Annotated in this window: 27 protein-coding genes and 1 pseudogene; 9 read left to right on the top strand and 19 right to left on the bottom strand. The window is 70.3% G+C overall.

Annotation, left to right across the window (positions count from 1 at the left end; all coding sequences use genetic code 11):
- Positions 1 to 149: 149 nt before the first annotated feature.
- Positions 150 to 1544 carry an MFS transporter gene (locus CP975_RS20220; protein ID WP_150477200.1) on the bottom strand — a complete coding sequence of 465 codons (1395 nt, stop codon included), beginning with the start codon at positions 1542 to 1544 and terminating at the stop codon, positions 150 to 152.
- Between the two features lie 204 nt (positions 1545 to 1748).
- On the opposite strand from CP975_RS20220, the gene CP975_RS20215 reads away from it, so the two are divergent.
- Positions 1749 to 2600 carry a helix-turn-helix transcriptional regulator gene (locus CP975_RS20215; RefSeq protein ID WP_150477199.1) on the top strand — a complete coding sequence of 284 codons (852 nt, stop codon included), beginning with the start codon at positions 1749 to 1751 and terminating at the stop codon, positions 2598 to 2600.
- A 28-nt stretch (positions 2601 to 2628) separates the two neighbouring features.
- Here the strand turns inward: CP975_RS20215 and CP975_RS20210 are convergent, their stop codons facing one another.
- From CP975_RS20210 to CP975_RS20185, 6 genes are all read right to left on the bottom strand, one after another.
- Positions 2629 to 4167, bottom strand: a complete 1539-nt coding sequence (locus tag CP975_RS20210; protein ID WP_150477198.1) for an alpha/beta hydrolase — start codon at positions 4165 to 4167, stop codon at positions 2629 to 2631.
- A 119-nt stretch (positions 4168 to 4286) separates the two neighbouring features.
- The gene (locus CP975_RS20205; protein ID WP_425474327.1) at positions 4287 to 4928 is read right to left on the bottom strand and encodes a TetR/AcrR family transcriptional regulator; all 642 of its coding nucleotides are present in this window, start codon (positions 4926 to 4928) and stop codon (positions 4287 to 4289) included.
- A 206-nt stretch (positions 4929 to 5134) separates the two neighbouring features.
- On the bottom strand, positions 5135 to 6493 hold the full coding sequence (locus CP975_RS20200) for a dicarboxylate/amino acid:cation symporter (RefSeq protein WP_055526953.1): 1359 nt from the start codon (positions 6491 to 6493) through the stop codon (positions 5135 to 5137).
- A gap of 331 nt (positions 6494 to 6824) precedes the next feature.
- Positions 6825 to 7118: a DUF4229 domain-containing protein gene (locus tag CP975_RS20195; protein WP_030791845.1), complete on the bottom strand. Its 294-nt coding sequence runs from the start codon at positions 7116 to 7118 to the stop codon at positions 6825 to 6827.
- 103 nt (positions 7119 to 7221) lie between these two features.
- Positions 7222 to 8385 (bottom strand): aminofutalosine synthase MqnE, encoded by a 1164-nt coding sequence (gene mqnE / locus CP975_RS20190; RefSeq protein WP_055526955.1) that lies wholly within the window; start codon positions 8383 to 8385, stop codon positions 7222 to 7224.
- 66 nt (positions 8386 to 8451) lie between these two features.
- The gene (locus CP975_RS20185; RefSeq protein WP_030791839.1) at positions 8452 to 8907 is read right to left on the bottom strand and encodes an Lrp/AsnC family transcriptional regulator; all 456 of its coding nucleotides are present in this window, start codon (positions 8905 to 8907) and stop codon (positions 8452 to 8454) included.
- 122 nt (positions 8908 to 9029) lie between these two features.
- Between CP975_RS20185 and CP975_RS35085 the strand changes: the two genes are divergently transcribed.
- A complete protein-coding gene (locus CP975_RS35085; protein WP_167532711.1) occupies positions 9030 to 9167 on the top strand; it encodes a hypothetical protein in 138 nt (45 codons plus the stop codon).
- Positions 9168 to 9253: 86 nt separating this feature from the next.
- On the opposite strand, the gene CP975_RS20180 is transcribed toward CP975_RS35085, so the two are convergent.
- From CP975_RS20180 to CP975_RS20170, 3 genes are read right to left on the bottom strand one after another with little or no spacing between them, the layout of a single operon-like run.
- Positions 9254 to 9946 (bottom strand): UbiX family flavin prenyltransferase, encoded by a 693-nt coding sequence (locus tag CP975_RS20180; RefSeq protein WP_425474326.1) that lies wholly within the window; start codon positions 9944 to 9946, stop codon positions 9254 to 9256.
- A 1-nt stretch (position 9947) separates the two neighbouring features.
- A complete protein-coding gene (gene mqnP / locus CP975_RS20175) occupies positions 9948 to 10850 on the bottom strand; it encodes a menaquinone biosynthesis prenyltransferase MqnP (protein ID WP_055526960.1) in 903 nt (300 codons plus the stop codon).
- Positions 10847 to 12304, bottom strand: coding sequence for a menaquinone biosynthesis decarboxylase (locus CP975_RS20170; RefSeq protein ID WP_055526961.1), 1458 nt, complete (start codon positions 12302 to 12304; stop codon positions 10847 to 10849). Before CP975_RS20170 ends, mqnP begins: the two co-directional genes overlap by 4 nt.
- Positions 12305 to 12393: 89 nt before the next feature.
- On the opposite strand from CP975_RS20170, the gene CP975_RS20165 reads away from it, so the two are divergent.
- Together CP975_RS20165 and CP975_RS20160 are read left to right on the top strand one after the other, a co-directional pair.
- The gene (locus tag CP975_RS20165) at positions 12394 to 12723 is read left to right on the top strand and encodes a PLD nuclease N-terminal domain-containing protein (RefSeq protein ID WP_055526962.1); all 330 of its coding nucleotides are present in this window, start codon (positions 12394 to 12396) and stop codon (positions 12721 to 12723) included.
- Positions 12723 to 13622 (top strand): annotated as a pseudogene (locus CP975_RS20160) (LysR family transcriptional regulator); the annotation flags it as partial. The gene CP975_RS20165 and the pseudogene CP975_RS20160, both read left to right, overlap by 1 nt.
- Here the strand turns inward: CP975_RS20160 and CP975_RS20155 are convergent.
- Positions 13525 to 14490 (bottom strand): DMT family transporter, encoded by a 966-nt coding sequence (locus CP975_RS20155; RefSeq protein ID WP_055526966.1) that lies wholly within the window; start codon positions 14488 to 14490, stop codon positions 13525 to 13527. The pseudogene CP975_RS20160 and the gene CP975_RS20155 sit on opposite strands and share 98 nt — an antisense overlap.
- 121 nt (positions 14491 to 14611) lie before the next feature.
- Between CP975_RS20155 and CP975_RS20150 the strand changes: the two genes are divergently transcribed.
- Positions 14612 to 15574 carry an isopenicillin N synthase family dioxygenase gene (locus CP975_RS20150; RefSeq protein ID WP_055526969.1) on the top strand — a complete coding sequence of 321 codons (963 nt, stop codon included), beginning with the start codon at positions 14612 to 14614 and terminating at the stop codon, positions 15572 to 15574.
- Here CP975_RS20150 and CP975_RS20145 read toward each other — a convergent pair.
- From CP975_RS20145 to hemL, 8 genes are all read right to left on the bottom strand, one after another.
- Positions 15564 to 16094 carry an SRPBCC domain-containing protein gene (locus tag CP975_RS20145; RefSeq protein ID WP_055526971.1) on the bottom strand — a complete coding sequence of 177 codons (531 nt, stop codon included), beginning with the start codon at positions 16092 to 16094 and terminating at the stop codon, positions 15564 to 15566. The two genes, CP975_RS20150 and CP975_RS20145, sit on opposite strands and share 11 nt — an antisense overlap.
- A gap of 68 nt (positions 16095 to 16162) precedes the next feature.
- Positions 16163 to 17254 (bottom strand): c-type cytochrome biogenesis protein CcsB, encoded by a 1092-nt coding sequence (gene ccsB, locus CP975_RS20140; RefSeq protein ID WP_055526973.1) that lies wholly within the window; start codon positions 17252 to 17254, stop codon positions 16163 to 16165.
- Positions 17251 to 18969: a cytochrome c biogenesis protein ResB gene (resB, locus tag CP975_RS20135; RefSeq protein WP_055526975.1), complete on the bottom strand. Its 1719-nt coding sequence runs from the start codon at positions 18967 to 18969 to the stop codon at positions 17251 to 17253. The genes ccsB and resB overlap by 4 nt, the downstream gene beginning before the upstream one ends.
- 3 nt (positions 18970 to 18972) lie before the next feature.
- A complete protein-coding gene (locus CP975_RS20130) occupies positions 18973 to 19737 on the bottom strand; it encodes a cytochrome c biogenesis CcdA family protein (RefSeq protein ID WP_055526978.1) in 765 nt (254 codons plus the stop codon).
- Positions 19737 to 20372: a TlpA family protein disulfide reductase gene (locus tag CP975_RS20125; RefSeq protein ID WP_055526980.1), complete on the bottom strand. Its 636-nt coding sequence runs from the start codon at positions 20370 to 20372 to the stop codon at positions 19737 to 19739. The genes CP975_RS20130 and CP975_RS20125 overlap by 1 nt, the downstream gene beginning before the upstream one ends.
- Before the next feature lie 66 nt (positions 20373 to 20438).
- Positions 20439 to 21671, bottom strand: coding sequence for a polysaccharide deacetylase family protein (locus CP975_RS20120; protein WP_055526982.1), 1233 nt, complete (start codon positions 21669 to 21671; stop codon positions 20439 to 20441).
- Between the two features lie 206 nt (positions 21672 to 21877).
- A complete protein-coding gene (locus CP975_RS20115; RefSeq protein ID WP_055526985.1) occupies positions 21878 to 22570 on the bottom strand; it encodes a histidine phosphatase family protein in 693 nt (230 codons plus the stop codon).
- Positions 22567 to 23892, bottom strand: a complete 1326-nt coding sequence (gene hemL, locus CP975_RS20110) for a glutamate-1-semialdehyde 2,1-aminomutase (RefSeq protein WP_150477196.1) — start codon at positions 23890 to 23892, stop codon at positions 22567 to 22569. Before hemL ends, CP975_RS20115 begins: the two co-directional genes overlap by 4 nt.
- Before the next feature lie 163 nt (positions 23893 to 24055).
- Here hemL and CP975_RS20105 point away from each other — a divergent pair, with 163 nt between their 5' ends.
- From CP975_RS20105 to CP975_RS20085, 4 genes are all read left to right on the top strand, one after another.
- Complete coding sequence (locus tag CP975_RS20105; protein WP_199782856.1) at positions 24056 to 24664, top strand: hypothetical protein; 609 nt, start codon at positions 24056 to 24058, stop codon at positions 24662 to 24664.
- 389 nt (positions 24665 to 25053) lie between these two features.
- Positions 25054 to 25389 carry a YnfA family protein gene (locus CP975_RS20095; RefSeq protein ID WP_055526990.1) on the top strand — a complete coding sequence of 112 codons (336 nt, stop codon included), beginning with the start codon at positions 25054 to 25056 and terminating at the stop codon, positions 25387 to 25389.
- A 95-nt stretch (positions 25390 to 25484) separates the two neighbouring features.
- Positions 25485 to 26249, top strand: a complete 765-nt coding sequence (locus tag CP975_RS20090; RefSeq protein WP_055526993.1) for an SDR family NAD(P)-dependent oxidoreductase — start codon at positions 25485 to 25487, stop codon at positions 26247 to 26249.
- The gene (locus CP975_RS20085; protein WP_055526995.1) at positions 26249 to 26494 is read left to right on the top strand and encodes a hypothetical protein; all 246 of its coding nucleotides are present in this window, start codon (positions 26249 to 26251) and stop codon (positions 26492 to 26494) included. Before CP975_RS20090 ends, CP975_RS20085 begins: the two co-directional genes overlap by 1 nt.
- The last annotated feature ends 33 nt before the right edge of the window (positions 26495 to 26527 follow it).

The raw sequence follows: 26527 nt of genomic DNA, 5'->3' as shown, positions 1-26527 counted from the left end.
TCACCACGGGTGTTTCCCTCCATGCTGCTTCGGTTGTTCGGCGGGCTTCACCACCGTCGCGGACTTCGACGGCCCCGTATTGGACGAAAGTTCCACGGCCGGGCAGCTCGAAGTCCCGCTGCCGGTTCGTGGTCAACTCCCGTGGGGGGTCAGCCGCGAGGCAGGAGCCTCGCCGCGAGGGCCGTCGTCGCGCACAGGGTGAGGCCCGCCACCAGGAGGCCCGTCCGCATGCCCGGCAGGGAGAACCCGGCGCCCTCGCCCGCGAGGAGCGCGCCGAAGAGGGCCACGGACATCGCCCCGCCCGTCTGGCGCAGGGAGTTGAGCAGACCGGAGGCCGTTCCCGCGCGCTCGCCCGGCACGCTGTCCATGAGTTGTGCCGTCAGCGCGGGGACGGCGAGCGCGCCGCCGATGCCGGTCGGGATCAGCAGGACGAGGACGAGCCACAGCGGGGTGTGCGCCGCCAGCGGGAGCAGGGCGAACATGGCCAGCGCGAGGACGGCCTGGCCGAGGACGACGACCCGGCGGCGGCCGACGCGCTCGGCGAGGCGGGGCGAGACGAGGTTCGTGCCGGTGATGAACGCGGCCAGCGGCACGAACATCAGGCCCGCCTCGACGCCCGACATGCCACGCAACTGCTGGTAGTAGAGGCCGAGAAGGAAGGTCACGCCGTAGAACCCTGCGTTCACCGCGAAGCCGACCGCGAGGGCGACGGAGACCTGCCGCTGCCGCAGCAGCCCGAGCGGGACCATGGGCGCGCGGTGCCGCTTCTCGGCGGCGCGGAAGGCGAGGGCGGAGGCGGCCGCGACGGCGAACGCGGCGAGGACGGGCGCGCTCGTCCAGCCCAGGTGCCCGCCCTCGATGACGGCGAACGCGAGCCCGGCGAGGGTGAGGACGGCGGTCACCTGCCCGGCGATGTCGAGCGGGGCGGGGCGGCGCGGGGAGCGGGCGGTACGGGCGAGGAGGGCGAGGATGACCGCGCCCACCGGGAGGTTGAGCAGGAAGACCGCACGCCAGCCCGCGGTCTCCGTCAGGATGCCGCCGAGTACGGGCCCGACCGCGACGGCCGCGGATCCGCCGACCGTCCACAGCGCGATGGCGCGGGCCCGGCGGCGCGGATCGTCGTACGCCTGTCGGATCAGCGCGAGCGAGGCGGGCATCACGATGGCGGCGGCCCCGCCCTGCGCGACGCGGGCGGCGATCAGCGCGCCGATGCCGGGCGCGAGGGCGCAGGCGAGCGAGGCGGCGGTGAAGAGCCCCACGCCCCATGCGTACGCCCGTCGCGCCCCCGCCCGGTCGGCCAGCGCCCCCGCGGAGAGCATCAGCGCGGCGAACATCAGCGTGTAGGCGTCCACGACCCACTGGAGGCCCGCCATGCCGCCGTGGAGGGTGGCGCGGATGTCGGGCAGCGCGATGTTCACCGCGGTGACGTCGATGGTGATGACGGTGAAGCCGAGGAGTGAGGCAACGAGGGCGACGGGGCTGCCGGTGCGGGGGGAGGGGGGCGCGGCCGTGCGGACGGGCTCGGGGGCGAGGGTGGCGGACATGAGGCTCCTACGGCGGGGGCTTGTGCGGGGTAACGGGCGGCTGGGACGGGTGGGTGGGAGAGCGACGTCGCGAAGCGACGGTCAGCCGCCCCGGTAGCGGCGGAACCCCGACGGTGCCCGCACCCGGGAACCCCCACCAGACCGCCCTGTTCCTGGCCCTGACAGGGCCCCCCACGCACCCCCGCGACCAGCGACAATGACGGGATGACGACAGCCGGCACCACCGGGACAGAACTCGGCAGATACCTCCGCGCCCGCAGGGCCCGCATCACCCCCGCCGACGCCGGTCTCCCCGCGGGCACCGGCCTGCGCCGCACCCCGGGCCTGCGCCGCGAGGAGCTGGCGACCCTCGCCGGGGTGAGCGTCGACTACTACACGCGCCTGGAGCGCGGCCGGGAGACGAACCCCTCCCCCGCGGTCGTCGACGCCCTGGCCCGCGCCCTGCGTCTGACGGGCGACGCCCACGAGCGCCTGCACGAGCTGGCCGAACTGGCCTCGGGCCGCCTCAACGAACCGCAGCCCACCGCCGACGAGACGGTCCGCGAGTCCACCCTGCGCATGCTGGAGGCGCTGGCCCCGCTGCCCGCGTACGTGGTGAGCAGGCACAGCTACATGCTGGCCGCGAACGCCCCCGGCAAGGGGCTGTTCCCCGGCCTGTGGGACTGGCCCGCCGAGCGGCGCAACGTCACCCGCTACCTCTTCCTGCACCCCGTGGGCCGCACCCTCTACCAGCCCTGGGAGGAGACGGTCGCCACGTCGGTCGCGCACCTGCGCGCGGTCGGCGGCACGGACACGGACTCGCCGCGGCTGGCCAACCTCGTCGGTGAACTCCTCCTCAAATCACCGGACTTCGCCCGCATCTGGGAACGCTACGACGTACGGGAGCGAGGCGGCGGCACCAAGTCCTTCGCGCATCCCCGGGTCGGCGGCATGACCCTCACGTACGAGATGATGAGGCTGGCCCGGACGGGCGGCCAGCGCATGGTGGTCTACCAGGCCAGGCCGGGTACGCCGGACGAGGCGGCGATGCTGAGGCTGGCGCCCGGCCAGGAGTGACGCCCCGGCACCCCGGAGCCGCTTCGGATCACTGCGCCGAGTCCGCCTCGGCCGCGCAGGAGCTGCCACTCTTGGGCGTCTCCCCGTACAGCAGGAACCCGTCCACCTTGTCCTGTACGCACTTCGACCCCAGGTAACCGGTGTGCCCGTCCCCCTTGTTGTCCAGGACGACGGCCTGCGGGCCGAGGCGCCGCGCGGTCTCCTCCGTCCAGCGGTAGGGCGTCGCGGGGTCCCCGCGCGTGCCCACGAGCAGCAGCTTCGGCGTCTTCACGTCGCGTACGTCCTCGCGGATGAAGCTCGTCCCCGGGGGCCGGCCGAAGCAGAGCAGCACCGGCATCAGCATGGACTTGCCGAAGACGGGCGACGCCTCCTCGAACTCCCTCTGGAGCTTGCCGACTTCCTTCTCTATGCGTGCGGCGTCCGGCCGGTCGGGGTCGTCGGCGCAGTTCACCGCCATGAGGGCGGCGGACATGTTGTCCATGGGCGTCTCCTCGCCGACCGCGCCCGTGCCACGCACCGCGCCCGTACCACCGCCCACGCCGCCCGCCAGCCCGCCGCTCATCCGGATCAGTGCCCGGGGGTCGCCGTCCGCGAGCAGTGCGCCCAGCGCCTGCGACAGTGCGGGCCACGCCTGCCTGCTGTACAGGGCCTGACCGAGTACGCCGACGACGTCCTGCCCGGTGAACTCCTCGCCGCTCATGGACCGCAGCGGCATCGTGTCCAGGTCCTGGATGAGCTGGACCATGCCCTGCCGGGCCCCCCGCGCGTCGGTACCGAAGACGCAGCCCGCGTTGCCGGTGCACCAGGTGAGGAAGTTGTCGAGGGCGGTCTGGCGTCCCTCGGCGGTCACGCGGGACTGCTCGGCGACGGGCTCGGTCAGTGTGTCCACGCCGTCGAGCACCATCCGGCCGACCTTCTTGGGAAACTGGGCGGCGTAGACGGCGCCGAGCCGCGTCCCGTAGGAGAAGCCGAGGTAGTTGAGCTTCTTGTCGCCGAGGGCCTGACGCATGACGTCCAGGTCGCGCGAGACGTTGACGGTCCCCATGTACGGCAGGACGGGCCCGGACTTGGCCTCGCACTCCTTGGCGACCTTGCGCAACTCGGCGAGTACGGCGGCCGGTTCCTCCCCCTCGCCGGCCACGGGCTCGGTGTCCCCGTCGGCGTCGCCGCAGCTGACGGGGTCGCTCAGGCCGACGCCGCGCGGGTCGAAGGAGACGACGTCGTAGCCCTTGCTGAGGAAGCCGAACTCCTTCTGTGATCCGGCGAGCGCGGAGACGCCGGGACCGCCGGGACCGCCGAAGTTCAGCAGCAGGGAGCCGCGCGGTTTGCCGCTCGCGCTCGACCTCATGCGGATCATCGCCACGTCCACCGTGCCGGTGGACGGCTTCGCGTAGTCGAGCGGCACGGTCACGTGGCCGCACCGGACGTCCTTGGCGTGGCCCGTGGCGTCCGCCATGGCCTCGGTCGAGCCCTTGCAGGCGCCCCATTTGATCTTCTGGGTGTAGTACCGCGACAGGTCGGGGTGGCCGTTCGCCGCCGGGGCGAGGGCGGGTGCGCCCGCTCCCATGACGGCCAGTACGGCTATACCGGCGACTGCACAAGCTCCCCGCACAGCGACCTCCCAGGGATCTCCCCCAGGCCCACCCTAAGCGCCGCCCCTCACCCTCGCTTCCTCACTCTGCGTAATCACCTGTTGCCCGGGGTTGCCCCCGGTGCCGTAGGGGCCCGCCCCTCCACCAGCCCCCCGAGCCCCGCCCACGCGAAGTTCATCAGGGTCGTCGCCGCCTCCTTCGCCGAGACCGAGTCGTCCCTGTTGGCCCAGTCCGCCAGGGACTCCGCCGCGCCCACCAGCGCCTGCGCGAGCCCCGCGACCTGCCTCTGCGACGGCGCGGGGTCCCCGTGGGCCTCGCTCGCCGCCGCCGCGATCAGCGATGTCACGTAGGCGAGCATCTCCTCCCGCATCGCGGTGACCAGCGCGGCGAACGGCTCCCCCTGCGTCCGCGCCTGGCTGTGCAGCACCGCCCATCCGTCCGGGCGCTCCGCGGTGTGCGTGAAGAACGCCCGCAGGCCGTCCCACAGTTGCCGGTCGGCACTCGTCCCCTCGGCCGCGCCCACCCCGTCACGGACCGCGGCGACGAGCGCCGCGGCCTCCCGCCGTATGCAGGCGCTGAACAGATCTTCCTTGGAGTTGAGATACAGGTACACCAGCGGCTTGGACACCCCGGCCAGCTCCGCGATCTCGTCCATGGAAGCGGCCCGGTACCCCCGCTGCCCGAAGATCCGCACCGCCGCGTCCAGCATCTGCTGCTCGCGCACGGCCCGCGGCATCCGCTTGCGCGTCCGCTTCTCCCCCACCCCGGCCTCCCCGTTCACGCACTCCCCGTTCCCGCGCTTCCCGCTCCCACGCCGCCCGTTCATCCGTCAGCGTACGGTCATCGCGAACGCGCGAGCGATTACCGGAGAGGGACGCGAAAGTGCCCCGCCCCGGAGCGACTCCGGGACGGGGCACGACACCCACACGGGCTCGCGCGGACTCACGCGGCCGCGGGCACCGCCCGCGGCGACTCGTCGAAGTCGTCGATCGGCGACGCCGAGGCGCTCTCGTACGCCTCCCGGTCGAGGATCTTCTCGCGGGCCGCGACGATCACGGGGACCAGCGCCTGCCCGGCCACGTTCGTGGCGGTGCGCATCATGTCCAGGACGGGGTCGATGGCGAGCAGCAGGCCCACGCCCTCCATCGGCAGACCGAGCGTGGAGAGGGTCAGCGTCAGCATGACCGTGGCGCCGGTCAGACCGGCCGTCGCCGCCGAGCCCACCACCGACACGAACGCGATGAGCAGGTACTCCTTGATGCCGAGGTTCACGTCGAAGATCTGCGCGACGAAGATCGCGGCGATCGACGGGTAGATCGCGGCGCAGCCGTCCATCTTGGTCGTGGCGCCGAAGGGCACCGCGAAGGACGTGTACTCCTTCGGGACGCCGAGGCGCTCGGTGACCTTCTGGGTGACCGGCATGGTGCCGACCGAGGACCGGGAGACGAACGCCAGCTGGATCGCGGGCCAGGCGCCCTTGAAGAACTGGAGCGGGTTGACCTTGGCGACGAACGCGAGCAGCAGCGGGTAGACGCCGAACATCACCAGGGCGCAGCCGATGTAGATGTCCGCGGTGAACGTCGCGTACTTGCTGATGAGGTTCCAGCCGTAGTCCGCGATGGCGAAGCCGATGAGGCCGACAGTGCCGATCGGGGAGAGCTTGATGACCCACCACAGGGCCTTCTGGAGCAGCGCCAGGACCGATTCGGAGAGTTCCAGGATCGGCTGGGCCTTGTCGCCGATCTTCAGTACGGCGACGCCGGCGACGGCGGCCATGAAGACGATCTGGAGCACGTTCAGCTCGGTGAAGGGCGTGATGACGTCCGTCGGGATGATCCCGGTCAGGAAGTCGATCCAGGAGCCCGCGTGGTCGGGGGCCTTGCCGTCCTTCGGGGTGAGGCCGGTGCCGGAGCCCGGGTTGGTGAGCAGGCCGATGGCGAGGCCGATGGCCACCGCGATCAGCGACGTGATCATGAACCACAGCAGGGTGCGGGTGGCCAGACGCGCGGCGTTGTTGACCTTCCGCAGGTTGGTGATGGACACCAGGATGGCGAAGAAGACGAGCGGGGCGACCGCGAGCTTCAGCAGACCGATGAAGGTGTCGCCGACCTTGGAGAGGGTGGTGACCAGCCAGGAGATGTCCTGGCTGCGGGCGAGCCAGCCGAGCAGCACGCCGAGGACCAGGCCGCCGAGGATCTGCGCCCAGAAGGGCATCTTGAGGTACTTGGATATCCGGAAGCGGGACTCGGGCTTCTCGGTGTCGCCCGCCTTGTCGGCGGGCGTCGCGGAATTCGCGGACACGGACACACTCCGGTGAGGAAAGTCAGGGTGGGGGCATACGGGAGCGGCGACCGCGAAGGGTCAGCGGGCCGCTGCGGCGGGGTCACGGTCAGACGTGACAGGCCGCGGACATGCAGCGGCAGAGGTCGACATGCAGGCGCGCCACGAGCGGGACGCTCATGGCGTGGTGGTGCGCTGCTGCTGTCTTCATGTCGAACACGTTAACACTCGTGCTTTGAGAACATCAAAGGTCTTGTTTGAGGTAGGCCCGCGCCCGGCCCTTGGAAAACGCACGGAACCCCGGCCCGGAGCGGGATGCTCCGGACCGGGGTTCCGGTGAGAGTGACGAAGCTTACGAGCGCTGAGCGCGCGCCAGGTCGTCCGCGAGGTCCTCCTGGGTGCGGTTCGCCTCCAGGGTGGCCTTGGCGCGGTCGACCTTGGCGACGACCTGCTCCGAGGCGCGGTCACGCTCCTTGCGGAGCACCACGAAGCTGATGGGGGCGGAGACGACCAGCGCGAGCAGCAGTACCCACAGCACGTTCGAGTCACCGAGTCCGCGCGGCAGGATCCCGGAGTAGACGAGGCCCCCGACGACCAAGAGGCAACCCACGAAGATCCCGAGGCGCATCAGCGTGTAGCGGAGCATGGCAATCCACTCTTCCGTTCCGAAATGGGCCCGAGCTGGACGAGCCTCTCCAGTGAAGCATGGAGGGGCCCGCGCCCGGCAAGGGGGTCAGACCCGCATCGGGTCAGACCCGCATCGCCTGCGGCGTCTCGCGCAGCAGCGGGTCCGGCCCTTCGTACTCCCGGATCGCCTCGTAGCGGGTGTTCCGCTCGACCGGACGGAAGCCGGCCTCGCGGATCAGGTCGAGGAGGTCCTCGCGGGTCAGCTTGTTCGGCGTGCCGAAGTTGTCCGCGTCGTGCGTGATCTTGTACTCGACGACCGAGCCGTCCATGTCGTCCGCGCCGTGCTGGAGCGCGAGCTGCGTGGTGTGCAGGCCGTGCATGACCCAGAAGACCTTGACGTGCGGGACGTTGTCGAAGAGGAGGCGCGAGACCGCGAAGGTCTTCAGCGCCTCGGCGCCGGATGCCATGGTCGTGCGCGCCTGGAGGCGGTTCCTGACCTTGCCGTCCTTCATGTCCACGAAGTCGTGCTGGTAGCGCAGCGGGATGAAGACCTGGAAGCCGTTCGTCTCGTCCTGGAGCTCACGCAGGCGAAGGACGTGGTCGACGCGGTGACGCGGCTCCTCGATGTGGCCGTACAGCATCGTGCACGGGGTCTTCAGACCCTTCTCGTGCGCGAGGCGGTGGATGCGCGACCAGTCCTCCCAGTGGGTGCGGTGGTCGACGATGTGCTGGCGGACCTCCCAGTCGAAGATCTCCGCGCCGCCGCCGGTCAGCGACTCCAGGCCCGCCTCGATCAGCTCGTCCAGGATGTCGGAGGCCGACATGCCGGAGATCGTCTCGAAGTGGTGGATCTCCGTGGCCGTGAAGGCCTTCAGGGACACGTTCGGGAGGGCCTTCTTCAGCTCGCTCAGCGAACGCGGGTAGTAGCGCCACGGCAGGTTCGGGTGCAGGCCGTTGACGATGTGCAGCTCGGTGAGGTTCTCGCCCTCCATCGCCTTGGCGAGGCGGACGGCCTCCTCGATGCGCATCGTGTACGCGTCCTTCTCGCCCGGCTTGCGCTGGAACGAGCAGTACGCGCACGACGCGGTGCACACGTTCGTCATGTTGAGGTGACGGTTGACGTTAAAGTGCACGACGTCGCCGTTCTTGCGCGTACGGACCTCGTGGGCGAGGCCGCCGAGCCAGGCGAGGTCGTCCGACTCGTACAGCGCGATGCCGTCCTCGCGGGACAGCCGCTCACCGTCCCGGACCTTCTGCTCAAGATCGCGCTTGAGACCTGCGTCCATGCCCTCGCCCTTACCTCTCCAGCGACCTACGACAAACTCCCGCCAACCGTACGCCCCCGCTCCCGCTCACTCCTCCTCGGGCAGCTCCCCGACCCTGTTCTCCCACTTCGTGGAGAGCACGATGGTCGTACGCGTCCGGGAGACGCCCCGCGTGCCGCTGAGCCGGCGGATCGTCTTCTCCAGGCCGTCCACGTCGCTCGCCCGCACCTTGAGCATGTACGAGTCGTCGCCCGCGATGAACCAGCAGTCCTCGATCTCGTGCAGGTCCTTCAGGCGTCGCGCCACGTCCTCGTGGTCGGCGGCGTCCGAGAGCGAGATGCCGATGAGGGCGATGACGCCGAGGCCCAGCGACGCGGAGTCGACGGTCGCGCGGTAGCCGGTGATGACACCGGCCGCTTCGAGGCGGTTGATCCGGTCCGTGACGCTCGGCCCGGAGAGGCCCACGAGCCGCCCGAGTTCGGCGTACGAGGCCCGGCCGTTCTCCCGCAGGGCCTGGATGAGCTGCCTGTCCACGGCGTCCATAGGTGCGATGCCTTTCATTATTCAGCGATACCGCGAGTCTATGTGTAGAATCTAAGGCGCAACAGGGTCTACACCCTGTGAATCTTTCTCAATCTCAGCAGATCAACGACGATCCTTCAGGAGTGAGTCACACCGTGTACTCGATCGAGATGGCCTACGCCCGTATGCGCGAGCTCCAGGACATGGCCAACCGCTCGCGTGCGAATGTTGCGGCGCCGCGGAAGGCCACTTGGAAGCTGCGGGGCGCCAAGAAGCGGTAGTCCCACCGTTGGGGTGGAGGGGCGGTGCCGACTGCGGGTTCGTCCTGGTTGCTCGCGCAGTTCCCCGCGCCCCTTCGGGGGCACGCTCAGTCGGCACTGGAAGCGCCCCCCAGCTCCCCTTTCCACCGGCGGTACAGGCTGTGCGGCACACCCGCCGCGTCCAGCACCCGCCCGGCGACGAAGTCCACCAGATCCTGGATGTGCGTCGCCCCCGCGTAGAACGCCGGAGAGGCGGGCAGCACACTCGCGCCCGCCTCGTCCAGGCTCACCAAGTGCTTCAGCGTCTGACCGTTCAGCGGAGTCTCGCGTACGCAGACCACGAGCCGTCGGCCTTCCTTGAGCGTCACGCTCGCCGACCGCTGGAGCAGGTCCTTCGAGAGACCGAGCGCCACCCCGGCCACGCACGCCGTGGACGCCGGCACGATCAGCATCCCCTTCGTCGCGTACGACCCCGACGACGGGCCCGCCGCGAGATCACCGGCCGCCCAGTACCGCACGTCGTCCAGCGTCCGCGACGGCACGTCGAAGGTGTCCGGCTTCCCGTCCGCGCCGCGCGCGAGCCACTGCCGCAGATCGTCCCGCCAGTGCGCGTCCCGGAAGGAGATGCCGGTCTCGTCGAGCAGCGTCAGCCGCGAGGCACGCGACACGACGAGGTCCACGCCCTCGCCCGCCGCGAGCAGCGCGCGCAGCACGGAGGCGGCGTACGGGGTCCCCGAGGCGCCCGACACCCCCACGATCCAAGGCTTACGCCGCGTATCTCCTGCCTTCACGCTGTGCAGCCTAGACCGTGAGCCCGCGCACGAGCAGATCGAGCAGCGCACAGACGAAGAGGGCGATGCCGATGAAGCCGTTCACCTGGAAGAAGGCGCGGTTGAGCCGGGACAGGTCGTGCGGCTTCACGATGGAGTGCTCGTACACGAAGGCACCCGCCACGATCGCGAGACCGAGCCAGAAGAACACCCCCGCGCCGGTGGACGCGGCGTACCAGGCGAAGAGGCCCGTGGTCACCAGGTGGCAGCCGCGCGCGCCCCGAATCGCGGCCGGGATGCCGAACCGCGCGGGCACCGACATCACGCCGACCTCGCGGTCGGTCTCCACGTCCTGACAGGCGTAGATCAGATCGAACCCGCCGATCCAGACACCCACCGCGAGCCCGAGGATCACGGCCTGCCACGACCACTCACCGGTGATCGCGATCCAGGCGCCGACCGGGCCCATCGCCTGGGCGAGGCCGAGGATCGCCTGCGGGAAGTTCGTGAACCGCTTGCCGTACGGATAGACGACCATCGGGATCACCGCGACGGGCGCGAGCGCCAGACACAGCGGGTTGAGCAGGGCGGCCGCGCCGAGGAACACGGCGAGCGCGATCAGCGCGCCCGTCCACGCGGACTTCACGGACACCGCGCCCGTCACCAGCTCGCGGTGGGCGGTGCGCGGGTTACGGGCGTCGATCTCGCGGTCGATGATGCGGTTCGCCGCCATGGCGAACGTCCGCAGCCCCACCATGCAGATGGTGACCAGGAGCAGCCGCCCCCAGTGGATGTCCTTGTCCAGCTGGAACATCGCGGACAGGGAGGCGATGTAGGCGAAGGGCAGCGCGAAGACGGAGTGCTCGATCATGACGAGCCTGAGAAACGCTTTGGTGCGCCCCGGCTGGGGGATCGCTGCGGAGGCGCTGCTCACAGTCCGTACTCCTTCCAGCGGCGGTCGACCTTCGAGGCGGTCTCCGGATCGGACACCACCATCTCGGGCCAGCCCCCGTCCCGTGTGTAGCCCTCCTCGGGCAGCTTCCGCGTGGCGTCTATGCCCGCCTTGCCGCCCCAGAACTGCTGGTAGGAGGCGTGGTCGAGGTGGTCGACCGGGCCCTCGACGACGGTGAGGTCACGGGCGTAGTCGGTGTTGCCGAGGGCCCGCCAGGACACCTCGTGCAGGTCGTGGACGTCACAGTCCTTGTCCACGACGACGATCAGCTTCGTCAGGGACATCATGTGCGCGCCCCAGATGGCGTGCATGACCTTCTGCGCGTGCTTCGGGTACTTCTTGTCGATCGAGACGATCGCGCAGTTGTGGAAGCCGCCCGACTCCGGAAGGTGGTAGTCGACGATGTCCGGGACGATCACCTTGAGGAGGGGGAGGAAGAACCTCTCCGTCGCGCGGCCCAGCGGGCCGTCCTCCGTCGGCGGGCGGCCGACCACGATCGACTGGAGCAGCGGCCGCCTCCGCATCGTCACGCAGTCGATCTTCAGTGCGGGGAACGGCTCCTGCGGCGTGTAGAAGCCGGTGTGGTCGCCGAAGGGGCCCTCGGGAAGCATCTCGCCGGGCTCCAGCCAGCCCTCGATGACGACCTCCGCGTGCGCCGGCACCTGGAGCGGGACCGTCTTGCAGTCGACCATCTCGACGCGCTTGCCCTGGATGAACCCGGCCAGCATGTACTCGTCCATGTCACCGGGCAGCGGCGCCGTCGAGGCGTACGTGACGGCCGGCGGGCAGCCGAAGGCGATCGCGACGGGCAGCTTCTCGCCCCTGCGGGCGGCCACCTGGTAGTGGTTGCGGCTGTCCTTGTGGATCTGCCAGTGCATGCCGATGGTGCGCCTGTCGTGGCGCTGGAGGCGGTACAGGCCGAGGTTGCGCACCCCGGTGTCGGGGTCCTTGGTGTGGGTCAGACCGAGGTTGAAGAAGGAGCCGCCGTCCTCGGGCCAGGTGAAGAGCGCGGGCAGCTGCTCCAGGTCGACGTCGTCGCCGGTCAGGACCACCTCCTGGACGGGGGCGCTCTCCGACTTCACCTTCTTCGGCGGTACGTGCGTCATCGCGCCGAGCTTCCCGAACGCCTCGCGGACGCCGACGAAGCCCTGCGGCAGCTCCGGCTTGAGCAGACCGCCGATCTTCTCGCTGATCTCGCCGTACGACTTCAGGCCGAGCGCCTTCAGCAGGCGCCGGTCCGTCCCGTACACGTTCATCGCCAGGGGCATCGCGGAGCCCTTGACGTTCTCGAAGAGGAGCGCGGGGCCGCCGGCCTTCTGCACCCGGTCGACGATCTCACCGACCTCCAGGTACGGGTCGACCTCGGCCTTGATGCGCTTGAGATCGCCCTCGCGCTCCAGTGCACGGAGCAGGGAGCGAAGATCGTCGTAAGCCATGCGTTCCAGTATCCGGCACCGGCTACCCTGGCCCCGTCACCGGGGGCTCGCACGCCTCCCGCCGTCACCGCTTGGGGGATCGCGCCACCATGCTCAGGTATCTGCCGTTCCTGCTGGTCCTGGCAGTGTGGATCTACGCCTTCATCGATGTCCTGAACACTCCCGAGAAGGAGGTCAGGCATCTGCCCAAGGTGGTGTGGGTCATCATCGTGCTGCTCTTCGGCGAGGTGCTGCTCGGCCCGATCGCCTGGTTCGTCACGGGCAAGGTGCGGCACGCGCCGGGCACCGGTACCGCGCGGGGACGTACGGGCCGCACGCGCTGGGTCGCGCCCGACGACAACCCCGAGTTCCTGAAGTCCCTCAGGGACGAGGACAAGGACCCGGGCGAGGACAAGAAGGACAAGGGCACCGACGGCTGATGGAGCTACGGCTGCTCGTGACCTTCGAGAAGGTCGCCACCGTCCTCAGCTTCACCCGGGCCGCCACCGAACTGGCGTACGCGCAGTCCAGCGTGACCAGTCAGATCCGCTCCCTGGAGTCCTCCCTCGGCACGGAACTCTTCGACCGGCTCGGCAGCCGCATCCGCCTGACCGAGGCGGGGACGCGACTGCTGCCCTACGCCCGGCAGATCATCGAGCTGACCGACGAGGCGCGGGCCGCGGTCGTCGGCGCCGGCGAACCGTCCGGGGCGATCGCGGTCGGCACCATGGAGTCCCTGACCTCCTACCGGCTGCCGCCGCTCCTCGAACTCTTCCACCACCGCTACCCGAAGGTGCGGCTCTCGCTGCGCCCCACGCTGGGCGACGAGACCCGGCAGGCGCTGCGGCAGGGGACGTACGACGTGGGCTTCCTGATGGAGCCGGGGACCGAGCACCAGGGCCTGGAGAGCGAGGTCCTCGCCGAGGAGCCGCTGGTCCTGGTCTGCGCCCCCGGTCATCCGCTGGCGACGCGCGCGGCGGGCGCGGCGGGCGCGCTCGCCACGGCCGATCTGACGGCGGTGCAGCTCGTCGGCACCGAGCCGGGCTGCCCCTACCGGGATCTGTTCGAGGCGGAGCTGCGGGAGCGGACCGGTCAGCCCCCGCCGTTCATGGAGTTCGGCACGATCGAGGCGACCAAGCAGGGCGTGGCGGGCGGGCTCGGAGTGGCGCTGCTGCCGGCCGTGGCGGTGGCGCGGGAGCTGGCTGCGGGCACCCTCGTGCGGCTGCCCTGGGAGCCGCCGTTCACGTTGTGGACGCAGCTCGCGTGGCGGTCGGGGAAGCGGCTTCCGGTGCATGTCCGGCTGTTCGTGGAGCAGGCCGTGCGGCTCGTGCGGGAGCAGAGCGCGTCCCCGGCGCCAGGGTCACCTTGAGGCTCGCCAGGACGATCAGCGGGACGCCGAGCGCCTGGACGAGCCCGATGTGGCGGCCGTAGACCGCCCAGTCGGCGACCATCGCGACCGCCGGGTAGGTGAAGGCGAGTACGGCGATCTTGGGCGTGGGGAGCTTCGCGTACGCCGCGTACATCAGGACGTACATCAGACCGGTGTGGATCACCCCGAGGCCGACGAGCCAGGCCCAGCCGGTGCCGGTGCCGCGCATCGCGCCGAAGTCGGTGAAGGGCAGGAGCAGCGGGATGCCGACCAGGACCTGGACCAGGGCGATCAGGTGGGGGCGTACGCCCGTGACGCGCTTGGTGACGAGGGTGGAGAGGGCGTAGAGGACGGCGGCGAGGAGCGCGAGCCCGATGCCCGCGAGGGAACCGGTGTCGCCGGGGCGCACCCCCGAGACCAGCACGAGGCCGGCGAACGCGGCGGCCAGCCAGCCCAGTTGGGACCGGGTCAGGCGCTCGCGCAGGACGAGGGCGCTGAGCAGCACCAGGAAGAAGGGCTGCGTGTGGTAGACGACGGTGGCCAGGGAGATCGAGGTGGCCTCGTACGCCTTGAAGAGGAACACCCAGTTGAAGACGATGAACAGGCCGCCGAGCGCGGCGAGTCCGAGCCTCTTGGGCGTGAGCCCGTGGTCGCGGAAGTAGCCGCGGGCGACGGCGTACGCGCCGAGGGCGAGGGCGCCGAACAGGACGCGGAAGAAGACGACGTTGAAGGCGCTGGCGCCGGACTCGACGACGAAGACGCCGAGGGTGCCGGAGAGCATCATGGCGGCGGTGAGCTGGGCCGTGCCCTTGTTCTCGGAAGCGTTCCTTGAGGTCATGGCAGGAACGTACGAGCGGGCGAAGGCGCAGGTCCACGCGGTGCCGGGGCGTCCTTCCGATGGGCCGATCGGCGCTGTCGATGACGCCTGACCGACGGCTCGCGTGGGCACGATGGGAGTCATGAGCAGCGCATCGGGCACCCCCCGTATCCCCACCGTCGACCTGCGGCCGTGGCTGTCCGGCGACCCCGAGGCCCGTGCGCGGACGGCGCGCACCGTCGACGCGGCCCTGCGCACCGCCGGTTTCCTCCTGGTGACCGGGCACGGTGTCGACCCCGGCCTGCGTACGGCGATCAGGGAGTCGGCCCGCGGCTTCTTCCTGCTGCCCGCCGAGGTGAAGCGGCCCTACGCGGTGAAGGTCGGCGGGCGCGGCTGGCTCGGGCCCGGCGCGGAGGCCAACAGCTACGCGGAGGGCACGGCCGCTCCCCCGGACCTCAAGGAGTCGCTGTCCTTCGCCGCCGACGAGCCGACCGGGGACGCGGCGGTCGACGCCGAGTGGTTCGCGCCGAACACCTGGCCGGGCGAGGTCCCCGGGCTGCGGGGCCTCGTGGAGACGTACCTGCGGCAGACGCGGTCGCTCGCCGACCGCCTCCTCGAACTGCTCGCCGTCGCGCTCGGCGAGGACGAGGACTTCTTCACCCGTCACACCGGGCACCCGACCTGGGGCTTCAACATCAACTGGTATCCGGGGCGGGACACCGTGGGCGAGCCCGAGCCGGGCCAGTTCCGCATCGGCCCGCACACCGACTTCGGCACGGTGACGGTCCTCGACCGGCAGGCCGGCCGGGGCGGGCTCCAGGTGTTCACGGACGAGGGCGGCTGGCAGGACGCGCCGTTCGACCCGGCGGCGCTCACGGTCAACATCGGCGACCTGATGGCGCGCTGGACCGGCGGCCGCTGGCAGTCCGGCCGGCATCGCGTACTGCCGCCGCCCGCCGAACCGCCCGCCGAGGAGCTGATGTCCCTCGTGTACTTCTACGAGTGCGACCCGGGCACGGACGTCCGGGGCATCGACTCGCACACGTATCTGCGCAAGCAGCTCGACGCGATCGCGGTGGAGGACGGCACGGGGGTCAATCCTTAGGTGCGGCCTCCGCGGCGGCGTACCCCTCGCGCAGCTCACGCCAGCGGTCCGGGGTCCACGTCGGCCAGTCCTCGGGGCGGCCTTGGAGCGCCTCGACGAGCAGCTCGAAGTGGTCGTGCCAGCCGGCGAGGCAGTCGAGGCGCAGCGCGTCGTCGCCGTCGAACTCGTTGGTGAAGCGCAGCGTGGTGCCTTCGTCTCCGGCCGCCGGTTCGAGGTGGAAGCGGCACCGGCCGTGCAGGTCGATCGTGTACTCGGCGACGACGTCCGGGTCCCAGGCCGTGATGTGCCCGGAGTGCACGGAGTGCTCGGGGTCCTGCGCGCCGTTCAGCCAGCGCAGCGTGATGGCGCCGCCGAGCCGGGGCTCGAACACGTCGGCGGCGGCCAGCCACCCCGGCAGACCGCCGGGGGTGGCCACCGCCGCCCAGACCTTGTCCACAGGGTGGGGAAGGTGCAGCTCGTAGTGCAGGTGCTGGGTGGAGCCCTCGGCCCGTCCTGTGCCCTGCCCGATCGTCGCGGTCATGGCTCCAGCGTGGCCCGGTGGGGGCCATTCCGCACCCCTTGTGCACGCGGCGGGGTGCGGAACGTGTGTCAGACCCCGGCGTACGAGTGCTTGCCGGTGACGAAGATGTTCACGCCGTAGTAGTTGAAGAGCCAGCAGCCGAAGGCGATCAGGGCCAGGTAGGCGGCCTTGCGGCCCTTCCAGCCGGCCGTCGCGCGGGCGTGCAGGTAGCAGGCGTAGGCGACCCAGGTGATGAAGGACCAGACCTCCTTGGGGTCCCAGCCCCAGTAGCGGCCCCAGGCGTCGCCCGCCCAGATCGCGCCCGCGATGATCGTGAACGTCCACAGCGGGAAGATCGCCGCGTTCAGGCGGTACGAGAACTTGTCGAGCGAGGCGGCGGCCGGCAGCCGCTCCAGCACGGACGTGGCGAACTTGCCGGGCCGCCCGCCGCTCTGGAGCTTCGCCTCGTAGCTGTCCCGGAAGAGGTAGAGCATCGTCGCGACGAAGCCGACGTAGAAGACCGCGCCGCAGAAGATCGCCGTGGAGACGTGGATCCACAGCCAGTACGAGTGCAGGGCCGGGACCAGCTGGTCGCTGGAGGTGTACAGGACGGTGACGGCGAGACCGAGGTCGAGCAGGATCGTCGTCACCAGGGGCAGGCCGAGCCAGGCGATGTTCTTCTTCAGCGCCATCAGCACCAGGTAGACGCCGACGGCGACCGTGGAGAAGGTGATGCTGAACTCGTACATGTTGCCCCACGGCGCCCGCTGCACCGACAGGGCGCGGGTGAGCACACCGCCGAACTCCAGCAGGAACGCGAGGACGGTGAGGGAGACCGCGATACGGCCGTACAGGTCGCCCTTCTCGTCGCCCGCCGCGGCGCCGGGCCCGTCCGGCACGTCGCGCGCACCGGTGACCGACCGCGTGACGACCTGGGGCCGCTCCAGGGTGGCGGTACCGCCCTTGGCCTTGGTGGTCACCGCGGGCGCCGCCGCCGCGGTCTTGCTCGGGGTGAGCGCGGCTGCGGTGCGGGCGACCTTGCTGCGGCTGCCGAAGAGCCACTCCGCCATGTGTGCGAAGAAGGCCAGGAGGTAGACGGCCATCGCGGAGTAGATCAGCACATTGCTGATGTGCGCGAGGTCCTCATTCGGTTCGGCGGCCAGGGTGGTGGCGAGATTCACTTCTCAGCCCCTTCGGCAGGAACAACATCGGGGTCGGCGTCGGAGGCGGCTTCCGCGTCCGGGTCTGGGTCCGCATCGGGCGCGCTCGGCGCCTTCTCGTGCAGGTGGGCGGCGAGGTCGGACAGTTCCTCGGGGAGCTTCGAGGACTCGCTGCGGCCGAGCCCCGCCATCTCGACGACGGTGACGCCGTCGGCGCCCCGCACCGCGCGCACCCACACGCGGCGGCGCTGGATGAACAGCGATCCGGCGAGGCCCGCGATCGCGGCGACCGCGCCGCCCAGCGCCCACACGGAGCCGGGCTCCTGCGAGATCTGGAAGGTCGCCCACTCCTTGAGGTCCTTCTCGAAGGTGATCGACCCGGCGCCGTTCGGCAGCTTCATGGTCTCGCCGGGCAGCAGCCGCTTCTTGAACAGCTCGCCCTGGGCGTCCTTGAACTTGGTCATCTTCCGGGTGTCCAGCTGGTACACGTTCTGCGGGACACCGGAGTCGACGCCCAGGCTGCCGTGGTACGCGGACAGCGCGAGCACCGGGAAGTCGGGCGCGGGGAACTGCGAGAACATCTGGCCCTTGCCCTCGCCCGCGAAGGTCGGCACGAAGAAGGCGTTGAAGCCGAGCTGCTCCTTCTTGCCGCTCTTGTTCTTGTAGTTGTCCAGGACCTTGATGGCGCCGGTCGCGGTGCCGTTCTGGTCGATGGGCAGCAGCGGCACGGCGGCCTCGTAGATGACCTCGCCCTTGGGGTCCCTGACGGTGACCTTGGGGGCGTAGCCGTGGCCGATGAGGTAGACCTTCGAGCCGTCGACCTCCAGCGGCTTGTTGACCTCGATGGCCTGCTTCTTCTCGGGGCCGTCGGCGCCCTCGCTGTAGGTGACGTTCGCCCGGTAGGTGCGGGGCGTGCCGCGGTTGGGGCCCGACTTCTCGTACGTCCCCTCGAAGTCGTCGAGCTTGAAGCTGAACGGCGCCAGGTCGTCGGTGTCGAAGAGGCTGCCGGACTTGAAGTCGTCGTACTGGCTGAGGGTGTTGGAGAAGCCGTCACCCTCCATGATCAGCTTGCCGCCCTCGGACTTGAGGAGCTGCCCGGCGGCGAAGGCGATCAGCATCACGATCAGCGCGACGTGGAAGACGAGGTTGCCGGCCTCGCGCAGATAGCCCTTCTCGGCGGCGACCGAGTTCGCGGTGAGGTCCGCCCGGAAGCGCCGCTGCTTGAGCAGTGCGAGCGCGGCCTCGTGCACCTGCTCGGGCTCGGCCCCGGTGCGCCAGGTCGTGTACGCGGGCAGGCGCGTCAGCTTCTTGGGGGCGCCCGGCGGGCGGCCGCGGAGCTGGCCGACGAACTGCCAGGTGCGGGGCACGATGCAGCCGATGAGGGAGACGAAGAGCAGGATGTAGATCGCGGAGAACCACACCGAGCTGTAGACGTCGAAGAGCTGGAGCTTGTCGTAGAGCGGGCCGAGCGTGGTGTGCCGGTCCATGAAGTCCTGGACCTTCAGCTCGTCCACGTTGCTCTGCGGGATCAGCGAGCCGGGGATCGCGCCGAGCGACAGCAGCAGGAGCAGGATCAGCGCGACCCGCATCGAGGTGAGCTGCCGCCAGAACCAGCGGAGCCAGCCGATGACGCCGAGGGAGGGGAGGTTCGGCGACTCCTCCCGGGGGGCGGTCGAAAGCTGCTCGCCCGCGGCGCCGAGGTCGGACTGTCCCTCGGGGGCTTCGGTCTTGCTCATGGATCAGATCCCCACGCTGTAACTGCTGGTCCAGACCTGCATGTCCTGCACGATGCTGTCCCACACGCCGGTGACCAGGAGCAGCCCGGTCACGATCATCATGGTGCCGCCGACGCGCATCACCCAGACATAGTGCCGCTTCACCCAGCCGAAGGCGCCGAGCGCCTTGCGGAAGGCGACGGCGGCGAGGATGAACGGAAGGCCGAGCCCCAGGGAGTACGCGACACCGAGGATCGCGCCGCGCTGCGGGTCGGCGTCCTCGGCGGACAGGGCGAGGACCGAGGCGAGGGTCGGGCCCACGCACGGCGTCCAGCCCACCGCGAAGAGAGCGCCGACTATCGGTGCGCCGGCCAGCCCGATGGCGGGCCGCTTGTGGAAGCGGAACTCGCGCTGGGTGAGCCACGGCATGAGCCCCATGAAGAACAGCCCGAGCACGATCATCACCACGCCGAGCGTGGTGTTGATGGTGCCCTGGTGCAGCTTGAGCGTGCGGCCGATGGCACCGAAGGAGGTCGTGACGGTGACGAAGACGACGGTGAACCCGGCCACGAAGAGACCGGCCCCGGCGGCCATCCGGCCGCGCCGCGCCTCCCCGAGGTCCTGGCCGCTGACCCCGGTCACGTACGACAGATAGCCGGGCACGAGCGGCAGGACGCACGGCGAGAAGAAGGAGACGAGCCCGCCGAGCACGGCGATCGGGATCGCGAGGAGCAGGGCCCCGCTCAGCACGGTCTCGTTCGGACCGACGACGGCCGCGAGCGTGGACATCACTTCTCCGCGAGTACGGGGTCGATCATCTTCCGCAGCTTCTCCTCGCTCAGTGGCGTCTGCGCGCGGGCCGCGATCTTCCCGTCCCGGTCGACGACGAGCGTGGAGGGGATGGCGTTCGGGTTGAGCGAGCCCGGGGGGAAGCGCAGCATGAGCTTGCCCGTCGGGTCGTAGAGGCTCGGGTAGGGAACCTCGTGGTGCTTCTCGAACTGGATCGCGGGGCTGCGCTCGGGGTCACGCGTGTTGATCCCGACGAACTCGACGCCCTTGGACTTGGTCTCCTTCGCGAGCTTCACGAAGTTCGGCGCCTCGGCCCGGCACGGAGCGCACCAGGAACCCCAGACGTTGATGACCACGATCTTGCCCTTGTAGTCCTTGGTGATGTCCAGCTTCTTGCCGTCGAGGGTCTCCCCGTCGAGCGACGGGTTCGGCTTGCGGTCGCCCTTCTTGACGGTGGCGATGCCGTCTTTCCCGGCGACGAAGTTGGTGTTCCCGGAACCGCCCGACATGCCGCCGGAGCCGCAAGCGGACAGAGTCAGCGCCGCGACCGCGGCGCCTGCGGCGAGCAGGGCAGCACGGCTGCGACGGCGACTGCTGCTGTCAACGCGGTGTGGGGCACGGCAGGCGGCACTCATGTGAAAAGTTTCGCATGTCTGTTTCAGGGATCTTCCGCACCCCCCGCGGTTGCGGAAAGCCCCATTTCAGGCGGCCCTTCCGAGCCCCTTCCAGCCACCCGCGGGCTGCTGGCCGACATCGAGGCCCTGGAGCTGCTTGAGCACCTTGGGGTCCTGCACGTCGAGCCAGTCGACGAACTGCCGGAAGGAGACCAGACGGACGTCCTTCTTGCCGGCGATGTGCTTCAGGGCCTCCTCGACGGCGTCCATGTAGATGCCGCCGTTCCACTCCTCGAAGTGGTTGCCTATGAAGAACGGGGCGCGGTTGGTCTCGTAGGCCCGCTTGAACCCGGCTATGTAGGCCTCGGTGGCCTGCTTGCGCCAACCCGGGTAGTTGTGGGGCGGCGCCTTCGTGGAGTTCTGCGACTGGTTGGCGAGGATGTTGTAGTCCATCGACAGGACCTCGAAGGAGTGACCGGGGAAGGGCACCGCCTGGAGCGGCAGGTCCCACACGCCCATCTTCTTCTCGGGCCAGCGCTGGCGGCCGCCCGGCGAGGACGCGTCGTAGCGCCAGCCGAGCTTCTTCGCGGTCGGCAGCAGATTGTTCTGGCCGAGCAGACAGGGCGTGCGGCCGCCGACGAGTTCCTTGTCGTAGTCGAAGGGCAGCGACGGCAGATCGGTCCAGCCGGTGTTCGTACGCCACTTCTTCACAAAGGACTTGGCCTGGTCGATCTCGTCCTGCCATTGCGCGGGCGTCCACTTGGCGACGGTTCCCGAGCCCGTGCAGAAGTGCCCGTTGAAGTGCGTGCCGATTTCATGGCCTTCGAGCCAGGCCTGACGGACGTACTTCAGCGTGTCCTTGATGTGACCGTCGGTGAGATAACCGATGTCGGAGGCGCCGACCGCATTGTTCGGCGGGCGGTACATGCGCTTCTTCGATTCAGGAAGCAGATAAAGCCCGGAGAGGAAGAACGTCATGTGCGCGTTGTGGTCCTCGGCCAGCTTCAGAAAGCGCGGGAACAGTCCGTTCCCGACCTCGCCCGCACCGTCCCAGGAGAAGACCACGAACTGCGGGGGCGTCTCGCCGGGCTCCAGCGGAACCGGCTTGCCCGGCTGGTTGGGCTGCTTGCCGGTGTAGGAGGTCGACCCGTCGCCGATCGGCTTCGCCGGGCGCTTGCCGGCGTCGGCCTGCCCGTCCCTGGCCTTGTCCGCGGGCCCCGAGGAATCCCCGTCGCCCCCGGTGCCGCATGCCGCGAGTCCGAAAGCGGCCGCGGCACCTGCCCCGAGTCCGAGCATTCCCCGGCGGCTGAAGTCGCGCATTGCCAATCCCCATTTCGTCGCGCCCTTGGCTCCCGTCCTGCCGTATCTGACCCGGCAAGAGGGACGCCCTGTTAGAGGGCGCGACGAACAACGGGGTTCCTGCACATCGCGGATTATTTGCCGCGCTTTACCCGAAAGGGACTTACAGTCGCGACGCGATCACACGACGTCAATCAGCGCAATTGAAATCGGGCTGCTCGGGCTACTCAGGCCCCGAAGGCCTTGCCCTTGCCCTTCACCGGCTTGGCGCCCGCGAGGAGATGCGCGGGGACAAGGTCCCGGGCCGGTTCCGAGTAACCGACCGAAACGATTTTGTCGCCGCGGTAGGTGAACGTCGTCAGCGAGGCGAGCGTGCACTGCCGCTTGCGCGGGTCGTGCCACAGGCGCCGCTTCTCCACGAAGCTGCGCACGATCCAGATCGGCAGCTGGTGGCTGACGCAGACCGCCTCGTGCCCCCGGGCCGCGTCCTTGGCCGCGTCCAGGGCGCCCATCATCCGTACGACCTGCTCGATGTACGGCTCGCCCCAGGACGGCTTGAAGGGGTTGACCAGATGCCGCCAGTTGTCGGGGTTCTTGAGGGCGCCGTCGCCGACTCCGAAGGTCTTGCCCTCGAAGACGTTGCCCGCCTCGATGAGCCGGGCGTCGGTGGCGAGGTCCAGGCCGTGCACCTTGGCGATCGGCGTGGCCGTCTCCTGGGCGCGGTCGAGCGGGGACGCGACGACGTGCGTGACGTCACGCTGGGAGAGGTGCTCGGCGACCCGGTCGGCCATCTGCCGGCCCAGCTCCGAGAGGTGGTAGTCGGGCAGCCGCCCGTACAGGATCCCGTCGGGGTTGTGCACCTCGCCGTGGCGCATCAGATGGACGACGGTCAGCTCGTCGCCCGCCGCGGTGGCGCTCATGCGGTGGCCTCCGTCGCTTCGGCGGCGGCGCGGGCGGCGGCCGGCAGGGCGGCGGCGATCCGCTCGACGGCCCGCTCGTCGTGGGCGGTGGAGACGAACCAGGACTCGAAGGCCGAGGGCGGCAGATAGACGCCCTGCGACAGCATCGAGTGGAAGAAGGCGGTGAAGCGGAAGGACTCCTGCGCCTTGGCGTCGTCGTAGTTCCTCACTTCGTTCGCGGTGAAGAAGACGGAGAACATGTTGGAGGCGTTCTGCACGGTGTGTGCGACGCCCTCCTTGCCCAGCGACTCACTCACCAGGCCCCGCAACTGCTCCGAGACCGCGTCGACCTTCTCGTACGCGGCATCGTCCAGGAGCCGCAGCTGCGCCAGGCCCGCGGCCGTGGCGACGGGGTTCCCGGAGAGCGTGCCCGCCTGGTAGACAGGGCCGGCCGGGGCGAGGTGCGCCATGACGTCGGCGCGCCCGCCGAAGGCCGCGGCGGGGAAACCGCCACCCATGACCTTGCCGAAGGTCATCAGGTCGGGCCGCACACCGTCGACGCCGTACCAACCGGCCCTCGACGTGCGGAAGCCGGTCATGACCTCGTCGGAGATGTACAGCGCGCCGTTCTGGCGGCACAGGTCCGCGAGCCCCTGGTTGAAGCCCTCACCCGGCGGTACGACGCCCATGTTGCCCGGTGAGGCCTCGGTGATGACGCAGGCGACCTGACCCTCGTTCGCGGCGAACGCGGCGCGCACGGCGTCCAGGTCGTTGTACGGGACGACGATGGTGTCGCCCGCCTGGGCGCCGGTGACGCCCGGGGTGTCGGGGAGCCCGAGGGTCGCCACGCCCGAACCGGCGGCGGCCAGCAGGGCGTCGACGTGCCCGTGGTAGCACCCGGCGAACTTGATCACCTTGGCGCGGCCGGTGAAGCCGCGGGCGAGGCGGATGGCGGACATGGTCGCCTCGGTGCCGCTGGAGACGAGCCGCACCTGCTCGACGGGCTCGATACGGGCCACGATCTCCTCGGCGAGCGCGACCTCGCCCTCGCCGGGCGTACCGAAGGAGGTGCCGCGCGAGACGGCCTCCTGCACGGCGGCGATCACCTCGGGGTGGGAGTGCCCGAGGATCATCGGACCCCACGAACACACGAGGTCGACGTACTCGCGGCCGTCGGCGTCAGTCAGGTACGGACCGGTACCGGACACCATGAAACGGGGCGTACCACCCACAGCGCGGAACGCGCGCACGGGAGAGTTCACACCGCCGGGCGTCACGGCCGCCGCACGGTCGAAAAGAGTCTGCGAAACTGGGGCGCTATACGGGAAGCTCACACGAGCCATGGTGTCAGAGCGTCCGGGCATCCTGCGGACAGGTGTTTCACTCCACGTTTTAGAGGGTGACCGTGGGGGAGGTCACTGACACGATGATCGGGTTGCGTGGCGGGGGCCGCGAGGCCTAGAAAAGACAGGGCCGTGCCGCCCTGGAAAGCAGTCGGGTGGAGATATGCAGCGCGGTGGCGGACTGGGCGAGGGGACCGACGGCCTGGGCCCGCGGCGTGCCCGGCGGGGCAGGCACCGACGCGAGACGGATCCGCAGCCGGCGCAGGCGCCCGACCAGGTGCACGGCGAGACCACTGAGCCGGGGCGGGACCGGGTGAGCAGCAGGAGTGGCGGGGTGGGGGTGACCTACAAGTACTTCGGGGCTCCGAACGGCGCGACCGCCGCCCGCGTGCCCATCTCGATGCGGCCCGAGGAGCTGGGCGGCGACGAGCTGGGCATGGGCGGCATGTTCACGAAGATCAAGCCGGAGACGATGGCCGCGATGGTCCTGACCGGCATCGAGGGCATACCCCTGCACCAGGTCCCCCCACTGGAGCTGGTCGTCCTCCACCCGGACTACGCCGTGGTGAAGCTCCCCATGACCGTCGTCGACCCGCTGCGCGGCATCGGCGAGGAGTCGGTGGGCGCCGCCGCCTTCATATGGTCCACGGTCCCGGACCGCGGCGGCCCGCGCGACGCCTTCAACGTCTACCAACTCCTCCACGAGTGGCAGGACTTCAGCCACCGGTTGCATGATGCGGGGCATCAGGCGTATTGCCTTGTGTGGCCCTGAACGCGGCGGTGCTCGGTGATCCGTGCTCCTTCCACGTGCTTACGGCCCACTCGACCGCGTCCCGGAGGCGGCGCGGCCCGCCCTGGCGTACCTGCCGGCCGTTGAAGGTTCCGACCGGGCCGCCGTCGGCCGGCATGGAGAAGAAGCGAGCATCCGGACGGGCACGCCCGGGGCACCCCCACCGGTCCGCAGCCGCGCACGCTCGTGAGGGGACGTGGGGGTATGTGCGAGCGCAGCACAGTGGATCCATCTAACCGAGCCCCACAACCAACAAGGTCCCGCACCAAGATGGCGAGCACGCACATACCCCCGCGGCCCCGCCCCGCAGACGAAGCCAAGGCGAGACCGAGCCCCAAGGCGCCCCGCCAGAACATGCCACCCTGTCGCCCATGCTCATCGCCCGCTCCGCCCTCCTCTTCGTCCTCGCCGCCCTCTTCGAGATCGGCGGTGCCTGGCTCGTCTGGCAGGGCGTTCGCGAACACCGCGGCTGGGCCTGGATCGGCGCCGGCGTCGTCGCGCTCGGTGTCTACGGCTTCGTGGCCACGCTCCAGCCCGACGCCGAGTTCGGCCGCATCCTCGCCGCGTACGGCGGGGTCTTCGTCGCGGGCTCGATCGCCTGGGGCATGGTCGCGGACGGCTACCGCCCCGACCGCTGGGACGTCGTCGGCGCGCTGATCTGCCTCGCGGGCATGGCCGTGATCATGTACGCCCCGCGAGCCCGCTGAGGGGCCCGCCTATCCTGGCTCACGGACGGACGAACATCACGGGCCCAGGCCCGCTTCGGCCTCCCAGGACCCGCCCCACGACGAAGGAGCGCACCATGACCGCCGCCGCCAAGCGCATCGCGATCGTCACCGGCGCCAGCAGCGGCATCGGCGCCGCCACCGCCCGCGGCCTGGCCGCCGCCGGTTACCGCGTCGTCCTCACCGCGCGCCGCAAGGACCGCATCGAGGCGCTCGCCGCCGAGCTGACCGACGCGGGGCACGACGCGATGGCGTACGCGCTCGATGTCACCGACCGCGCGGCGGTGGACACCTTCGCGACGGCGTTCAAGAAGATCGCCGTCCTGGTGAACAACGCGGGCGGCGCGCTCGGCGCGGACACCGTCGCCGCGAGCGATCCCGCCGACTGGCGCCGGATGTACGAGACGAACGTCATCGGCACGCTGAACGTCACCCAGGCCCTGCTGCCCGCACTCACCGCGAGCGGCGACGGCACGGTGGTGGTCCTCTCCTCGACCGCCGGGCACGGCACGTACGAGGGAGGCGGCGGATACGTCGCCGCCAAGCACGCCGAGCACGTCCTCGCCGAGACCCTCCGCCTGGAGATCGTCGGCACCCCGGTCCGCGTCATCGAGATCGCGCCCGGCATGGTCAGGACGGAGGAGTTCGCGCTGACCCGCTTCGGCGGCGACTCCGAGAAGGCCGCGAAGGTCTACGCGGGCGTCGCCGAGCCGCTCACGGCCGAGGACGTAGCGGAGACGATCACCTGGGCGGTCACCCGCCCGCCCCACGTCAACATCGACCTGCTGGTGGTCCGCCCCCGGGCGCAGGCCTCCAACACCAAGGTGCACAGGGAGCTTTGATGCCGAACTTGCCGAACTCACCCCACGAGGCCGCCTCACCCCACGACGCCGCCTCACGTCGGGCGGCCGAAGCCCTTCAGGCGTACACGCTCTCGGAGGAGGGCTGGCGCGACAGCCCCAGCGAAACCCTCCAACGCGTCCTCGCCGACCTGCTCCACTGGTGCGACGACACCCAGCGCGACTTCGACAAGGCTCTCACCACCGCCCGCACCCGCCACGCGGCGGAACGCGACGGCGGCGCCTGACGGATCGCCCGGCCCCCGCGGCGGCCGGGCGGC

This window comes from Streptomyces alboniger (assembly GCF_008704395.1).
GTDB lineage: Bacteria > Actinomycetota > Actinomycetes > Streptomycetales > Streptomycetaceae > Streptomyces > Streptomyces alboniger.
The sequence above is the reverse complement of the archived record's forward strand: the minus strand, read 5'-3'. Positions and strand labels throughout refer to the sequence as shown.